Origin of the sequence: Sphingobacterium sp. UBA7253, assembly GCF_002472745.1 — a bacterium.
GTDB classification, from domain to species: domain Bacteria; phylum Bacteroidota; class Bacteroidia; order Sphingobacteriales; family Sphingobacteriaceae; genus Sphingobacterium; species Sphingobacterium siyangense.
Window position 1 is genome coordinate 962 of sequence record NZ_DKSP01000239.1, and the last position, 6,736, is coordinate 7,697.

6 protein-coding genes are annotated in these 6,736 nt (G+C 40.6%); 2 read left to right on the forward strand and 4 right to left on the reverse strand.

All coding sequences use genetic code 11. The features are described from left to right. Positions 1-145: 145 nt before the first annotated feature. Positions 146-2,065, reverse strand: a complete 1,920-nt coding sequence (locus B2X72_RS24865) for an ABC-F family ATP-binding cassette domain-containing protein (protein WP_145326822.1) — start codon at positions 2,063-2,065, stop codon at positions 146-148. A gap of 60 nt (positions 2,066-2,125) precedes the next feature. On the opposite strand from B2X72_RS24865, the gene B2X72_RS24870 reads away from it, so the two are divergent. Both B2X72_RS24870 and B2X72_RS24875 read left to right on the forward strand, forming a co-directional pair. Continuing rightward, a complete protein-coding gene (locus B2X72_RS24870; protein WP_286851955.1) occupies positions 2,126-3,160 on the forward strand; it encodes a quinone-dependent dihydroorotate dehydrogenase in 1,035 nt (344 codons plus the stop codon). Between the two features lie 8 nt (positions 3,161-3,168). Then, positions 3,169-3,948: a TIGR02757 family protein gene (locus B2X72_RS24875; protein ID WP_120334283.1), complete on the forward strand. Its 780-nt coding sequence runs from the start codon at positions 3,169-3,171 to the stop codon at positions 3,946-3,948. A gap of 98 nt (positions 3,949-4,046) precedes the next feature. Here the strand turns inward: B2X72_RS24875 and gap are convergent, their stop codons facing one another. The 3 genes from gap to B2X72_RS24890 all read right to left on the reverse strand — a co-directional run. Next, entirely contained in the window at positions 4,047-5,054 is a 1,008-nt protein-coding gene (gene gap, locus B2X72_RS24880; protein WP_075992787.1) for a type I glyceraldehyde-3-phosphate dehydrogenase, read from the reverse strand. Between the two features lie 6 nt (positions 5,055-5,060). Next, positions 5,061-5,678, reverse strand: coding sequence for a TlpA family protein disulfide reductase (locus B2X72_RS24885; RefSeq protein ID WP_075992786.1), 618 nt, complete (start codon positions 5,676-5,678; stop codon positions 5,061-5,063). Positions 5,679-5,899: 221 nt separating this feature from the next. Beyond that, the coding region (locus tag B2X72_RS24890; RefSeq protein ID WP_286851958.1) for an AI-2E family transporter at positions 5,900-6,736 on the reverse strand (837 nt) is incomplete at its 5' end.

Consider the following 6,736-nt stretch of genomic DNA (forward strand, 5'->3'; position numbering starts at 1 on the left):
GCTACGGAATCTTACTTCTTTATTTTTGAACTACCGTTCCTTGTTTGAAGTGATGCAAAAGTAGGGCTTTAATCCTATTCCTGCAAATAATTTTGGCTTAAAATCACGCTCTAATGCTTAATAAGCTGATTTTAAGCCAAAAAAATTAATCATTTTCCAAATCCATGATTTCTTCCGCCAACTGCTCCCAACTCTCCTGGAATTGTGTCAATAATGCCTTTGCTGAGTTGTAAGAACGTGTAGTTTCCTGTAACTTAGTCGCATCCGAATAAACCGCTTCGTCCGCAAGCTTCGATTCTAAGTTTTTGACTAAAATTTCCTGCTCCTCAATTTTTTGTTCAAAAGACGTTAGCTCCTTATTTTTCTTGCTCAACAAACGTGTCTTATCTTCCGTAAGAGGTTGTTTCTCCTTCTTTACTTTGGGTTCTTCCTTGACTTTTTTCTCGGTTTTTACCTCCGCTTTCACAACGCGTTTTGCAGCCCATTCTTCATACTCCTGGTAAGTACCTGGGTACTCCTTGATCTGTTTGTCTTCAATGTACCAGATTTTGTTTGCCACATTGTCCAAGAAATACCGGTCGTGGGATACAACGATAAATGTACCTTCGTATTGCTGCAAAGCCTGGATCAGAATGTTGACAGACTGCATATCCAAGTGGTTGGTAGGTTCATCGAGCGCTAAGAAGTTCGCGTCTGCGGTTAATGCTTTTGCAAGAGCCACACGTGATTTCTCGCCTCCGGAAAGTACTTTGATCTTTTTGAAAGCATCGTCTCCGGTGAATAGAAAACATCCAAGAATGGAGCGCAATTCGGTCTCTGTATGCTTCGGTGCGAAAGTTTGTAACTCGGCAAGGATGGAATTTTCCAGGTGTAAGGCTTCCAGTTGGTGTTGGGCAAAAAATGTTTGCGACACGTTGTGTCCCTGCTCTGCTTTTCCTTCAAACTCGTGATCCGCGTTAGCCACGATACGTAAGAGGGTAGATTTACCTTTACCATTGGCACCAATTAGTGCAATCTTATCACCCTTTTCTATAATTGCTGAGGTATTTTTTAAGATCTCCAGGTTAGGGTAGGACTTGGAAATATTTTCCAACGTCACAACGTGACGACCTGAAGGTTTTGAAAATTTAAAGCTGAAGTTTACTGTAGGGTTGTCATCGTCAACATCGTCAATTCTCTCCAAGCGATCCAACGCTTTGATCCGCGACTGCGCCATTTTGGCTTTGGAAGCCTTAGCGCGGAAACGCTCAATTAAACGTTCTTCCTGTTTTATCTTGGCTTGCTGGTTTTTAAACTGATTGGCCTGCAATTCATTTCGTAATTCCTTCTCTTCAAGATAAAAACTGTAATTACCTGCATAAAGTGTTAATTTTCCTTTACGTGATTCTACCGTTTTCTTGATGATGCGGTCAAGGAAATATCGATCGTGGGAAACAATCACAATGGCCCCATCAAAGGCTTGCAGATAGTTCTCCAGCCATTTAATGGAAGGTAAGTCCATGTGGTTGGTCGGCTCATCCAGTAACAGAATATCCGGAGTTTGCAATAAGATACGGGCAAGCATAACCCGCATACGCCACCCTCCAGAGAAAGTGGCCAATGGTCTTTTTTGTTCTTCTTCCGAAAAACCTAGACCAGCAAGGATTTCATGGGCCTTAAATTCGATGTTATAACCATCTAAGGCCTCAAATTCTACTTGTTTATCGCTTAGTTTATTCAGTATGTCATCCGAATAATCTGTTTCTAGTTTGTGGAGTAAGTCTTCGATTTCGGCATGTAATTGATTTTGGCGCTCAAAAGCTTCCATGGCAACATGCAGAATGCTTTTGTCAGAATGGTACGACAATAAGTCCTGGTTTAAATAACCAATCTTAAGGTCCTTCGCCATGGAAATCGTTCCTGATGTGGGCGTATATTGACCGACAATAAGGCGAAGTAAAGTCGATTTACCTGTACCATTGGCACCGATCAAGCCAACTTTATCTCCTGGTTTGATATGCCAGTTTGCTTCGTCATATAAAGCGCGAGATCCTATTTCAAATGTTAAATTATTTATTGATATCATTTCAACTGCAAAAGTACAAAAGTAATGAATATTTCTTCTTCTTTGAGTAACTTTGCGATTATGTATAAATTAGTCAAACCTATATTCTTTACAATGAATCCGGAGACGGCTCACCATAAAGTGACCGGTGGATTGAATGTTTTCTCAAAAATTTGGGGCGCCAAACAATCATTGAATGCTTTTTTTACCGTGGAAGATCCACGTTTGGAACGCGAAGTCTTTGGATTGAAATTTAAAAATCCTGTGGGCCTTGCTGCTGGCTTTGATAAAAATGCGGAATATATTGCAGATATGACTAATTTGGGATTTGGTTTTATCGAAATTGGAACGGTAACTCCTAAGCCACAACCGGGCAACGATAAACCCAGGATGTTCCGACTTGTTTCCGATGAAGCTTTGATCAATAGAATGGGATTTAATAATCAAGGGGCAGACGTTGCTGCCACAAGATTGAAAAATCTAAAGGATCGAAAAGGATTGTTAATAGGGGGGAATATCGGTAAGAATAAGGTGACGCCTAATGAAGAAGCTGTCAATGACTACATTTATTGCTTCAATGCATTGTTTGACTACGTGGATTATTTTGTTGTCAATGTGAGCTCCCCGAACACACCGGGCTTACGCGATTTGCAGGAAAAGGAACCTTTAAAACATCTATTAAATACTTTACAAAGCCTCAACGTCGCTAAAATAGCTCCGAAGCCAATTCTGCTTAAAATAGCACCTGATTTGACGGATAGTCAATTGGATGATATCGTCGAGATCGTATTGGAGACACAAATTGCAGGTGTCATCGCAACGAATACAACAATTTCAAGAGAAGGCTTAAAGAGTCAACAGGAACTTATTAATGAAGCGGGCGGGGTAAGTGGACGTCCTTTGACCAAGCGTTCAACAGAAGTTATTCGCTACTTAAGTGAAAAGTCCAACAAGGCATTTCCTATCATTGGTGTAGGGGGGATTCATTCGGCGAAAGATGCCATAGAGAAGTTAGATGCTGGAGCCAGTCTTATTCAAGTTTATACCGGTTTTATCTACGAAGGTCCAGGCTTGATCGCAAAGATTTGTAAAGGCATATTGCAGACAGGAAGATAAGGATTAGCATGGCAGTTGATTTTGATCTGAAAGATTTCTTGGATAAGAAAGTTGATGAATATAATCAACCTGGTTTTATTCCAAATGATCCCATATCCATTCCGCATCAATTTTCAGCGAAGCAGGACATTGAGATCATGGGATTCTTGGCTTCCATTATGGCTTGGGGGCAAAGAAAGACGATTATCAATAAATGCAACGAGCTGGTGGCTCGAATGGATGGTTCACCATACGATTATATCGTCAATCACCAAGAGCAGGATTTAAAAACCTTACTGGGATTTAAACACCGCACGTTCAATGATACCGATATTCTTTATTTTGTTTCTTTTTTTAAGCATCACTATCAGCATTTCGAATCTTTAGAAGATGCTTTTCTTGTAGGGCAGGAGAACAGGGAGGAGGTTGACTTAGAAATGGCACTGAATGCCTTTAAAACCTATTTCTTTTCGTTGCCTGATTATCCTGTTCGCACACGGAAACACATTAGTAGTCCAGCACAGAAGTCAACCGTCAAGCGGATCAATATGTTTTTACGTTGGATGGTCAGAAAAGATACAAAAGGGGTAGACTTTGGGATTTGGCACCGTCTGTCCCCAAAAGATCTAATCTGTCCGTGCGATGTTCATGTTGAGCGCGTTGCCCGTAAATTTGGTCTAATTACATTGGATAAAGTGAATTGGAAAACAGCCCAGGAATTAACGGCTAATCTACGCCTACTAGATCCGCTGGATCCGGTCAAGTATGATTTTGCGTTGTTTGGCTTAGGCGTAGAAGGGGAAATGTAAAATTAAGGCGTGAAGAAAAAAGCGTCCTTGTCAACTATAGCTGGCAAAGACGCTTTTTTTATACCGGAACCTATCGTAAGATGCTGCAGGGCAGCTGATTATACAAGCTTGTCGATCTTGATCAGGAGGTCAACCAAACGATTAGAATAACCAAATTCATTGTCATACCAGCCCACAACCTTGACCAGACCACCCACTACCGAGGTTAACTGGGCATCAAATACACATGAATAGGGGTTATTGATGATATCTACCGAAACTATGGGGTCTTCTGTATAAAATAATACATTTTTTAAGTCGTTTTCTGCTGCTGCTTTGAACGCTTTATTAATTTCTTCTACCGTGGTTTCTTTCTCAAGTGTACAGGTAAAGTCCGTCAATGAGCCATTAAGTACAGGTACACGTATGCCTGCGCCCCCTAATTTATGCTGCAAATGTGGAAAGACATTGGTTATCGCCTTAGCAGCACCAGTAGTTGTTGGAATGATCGCCGACGATGCTGCCCGCGCTCTCCTTAAATCTTTATGTGGTGCGTCGTGAAGATTCTGGTCTCCAGTCATGGAGTGAACCGTGGTAATATAACCATCTTTGATGCCCCAATTTTCATCCAATATTTTAACTAGGGGAGCAACATTGTTTGTTGTACAGGAGGCATTGGATAAAATCGAAGCAGATAAATCAATGACACGATCATTAATGCCCAATACCACTGTTGGAATGTCTTTATCTTGTGCCGGTGCGGAAATAATCACTTTTTTTGCACCAGCTTCCAAGTGCAACGACGCTTTGTCACGACTGGTAAAGTACCCCGTAGATTCTATGACAACATCAATCTGAAGCTCCCTCCAAGGCAATGCCGCGGGATCTTTTTCATTGGTGACCAAGATGGAAAGATCATTGACAATAATATGTTTGTCGTCGTGCGTCACAGTACCAGGAAAAGGACCATGTACAGAATCATATTTAAATAGATGGGCCAACGTCTTGGTGTCTGTCAGATCATTGATAGCGATGACATTCAGTTCATCGAAAGCCCCCCTTAAAAAGATATTACGTAGTGTATTTCTACCGATACGTCCGAATCCATTGATTGCTATGTTTAGCATTTCAGATTATTTATGAAATTGGCTTATTGCTTCGTTAATATTTTTTTCACCTTCCCAATGCGCTTTTAGCTTTCCATCCGCACCATACACATAATTTGCCGGAAATTGTGAAGGCACATGGATTGTTTGTATAAACGTTTGGTCTTTATCAATCAATACCTCTACATTAGATGCTTTGGATAGCTTAGGAGCGAATGTGTCAAAAAAACCTAATACTAATGCCGGGTCATTCATGGAAATATAATAGATATTGACGTCTTTTATACGATCAATATTCTTTTCTAGCTCCGTAGCTTCATGTTGACAATGACTACATCCTGGATCAAATAGGATAAACACGGTATTCTTGTCTTTGGCAACGTTTTCCTGCGTAACACGGATGCCCGAACGAAGCTGATAAAATGTGAAATTAGGGAGAATGGCTGCAGGGTCGGAAGATTGCGTTGGTGCAGCTTGACTATGGTCGTGGCCTGCATGATCGTGACCTGCATGGTCATGGCTTTCAGCGCTGGCTTCCTGGGTCGTATTTGCAGTATGATCTGTTTTCGGTTTGTTGTTGTTACATGAGGAAAGAATTCCGGCAGCCAATGCTACAGTCACTCCTAAGATTATCTTTTTATTCATAGAATACGTTTGCTTTTAAATCAGTTTTAGTGATTTTATCGTTTTAATATTTATGCTTAATAAATTGTCAAATTCTGTGTAGAAAGCATTGAACAATCTATTGTATTAATGATTCAAAACTATGAAAAAAAAGGGATTATCAATCGTTGAATCTCATTTATGACAGTTTACTGGATATTGATGCATTTGTGATCAAATCAACTTAACCTATTGAAGTGCCCTTATTCTATAATGTCAGGGCTGTCATGAGTAGACTTTGTGTCTGTCAATGAGGTAGATTGAATGATTTCAGGCGTACTTCGTCCAAATTCAATACTGTAGACTTTCAGGAGTACGCTAACGCAGGATAAAATGAGCGGACCGAAGATCAATCCCAGCATACCAAATAGATTTAATCCTAACAATACCCCGAACACGGTTATTAATGGATGTACATCGCCCAACTTTTTCAATATGGTAAACCGAAGGACATTATCAATACTCCCGATGATAATGATCCCGTATAAGGCAAGACCTATTGCATTTCCGGACTGCCCATTCGCAAGTAGAAAAAGCGCTGCCGGTAGATAGACTACCATCGTTCCCAAAATAGGAATTATGGTGGAAACAGCGGTGAGTATCCCTAGAAAGATAGGGCTTTCCAAGCCAAAGAACCAATAGCCAAGACCGGCTACAATACCTTGGCACATGGCCAAAATCGGGATACCGATTGCATTGGATTTTACCATCATGTCAAACTCTTTCCACAATTCGGCTTTACTGGCCTTGGTGAAAGGGATCGCTTGATAGATGGTTTGTTCCAATTTTTTGCTGCTAACCAACATGAAATACAAAACAAACAAAGCAACCAATATATTGACACCCACTTCTGCAACGGAATTCAGAATATTGGGTATGAATTTAGCTGCTTTTTGAAGCGCTCCCATTAAGGCAGTATCTGAAAGATCAATATTGCTTAAATAAGGACTGTCTTTAAAGTAGGTTTTGATCGAGTCAAACTTGTGCATCAGATCGTCTTTGTTGCTAATGACTTCTGTTACCTGAGGTACCATGTAGTA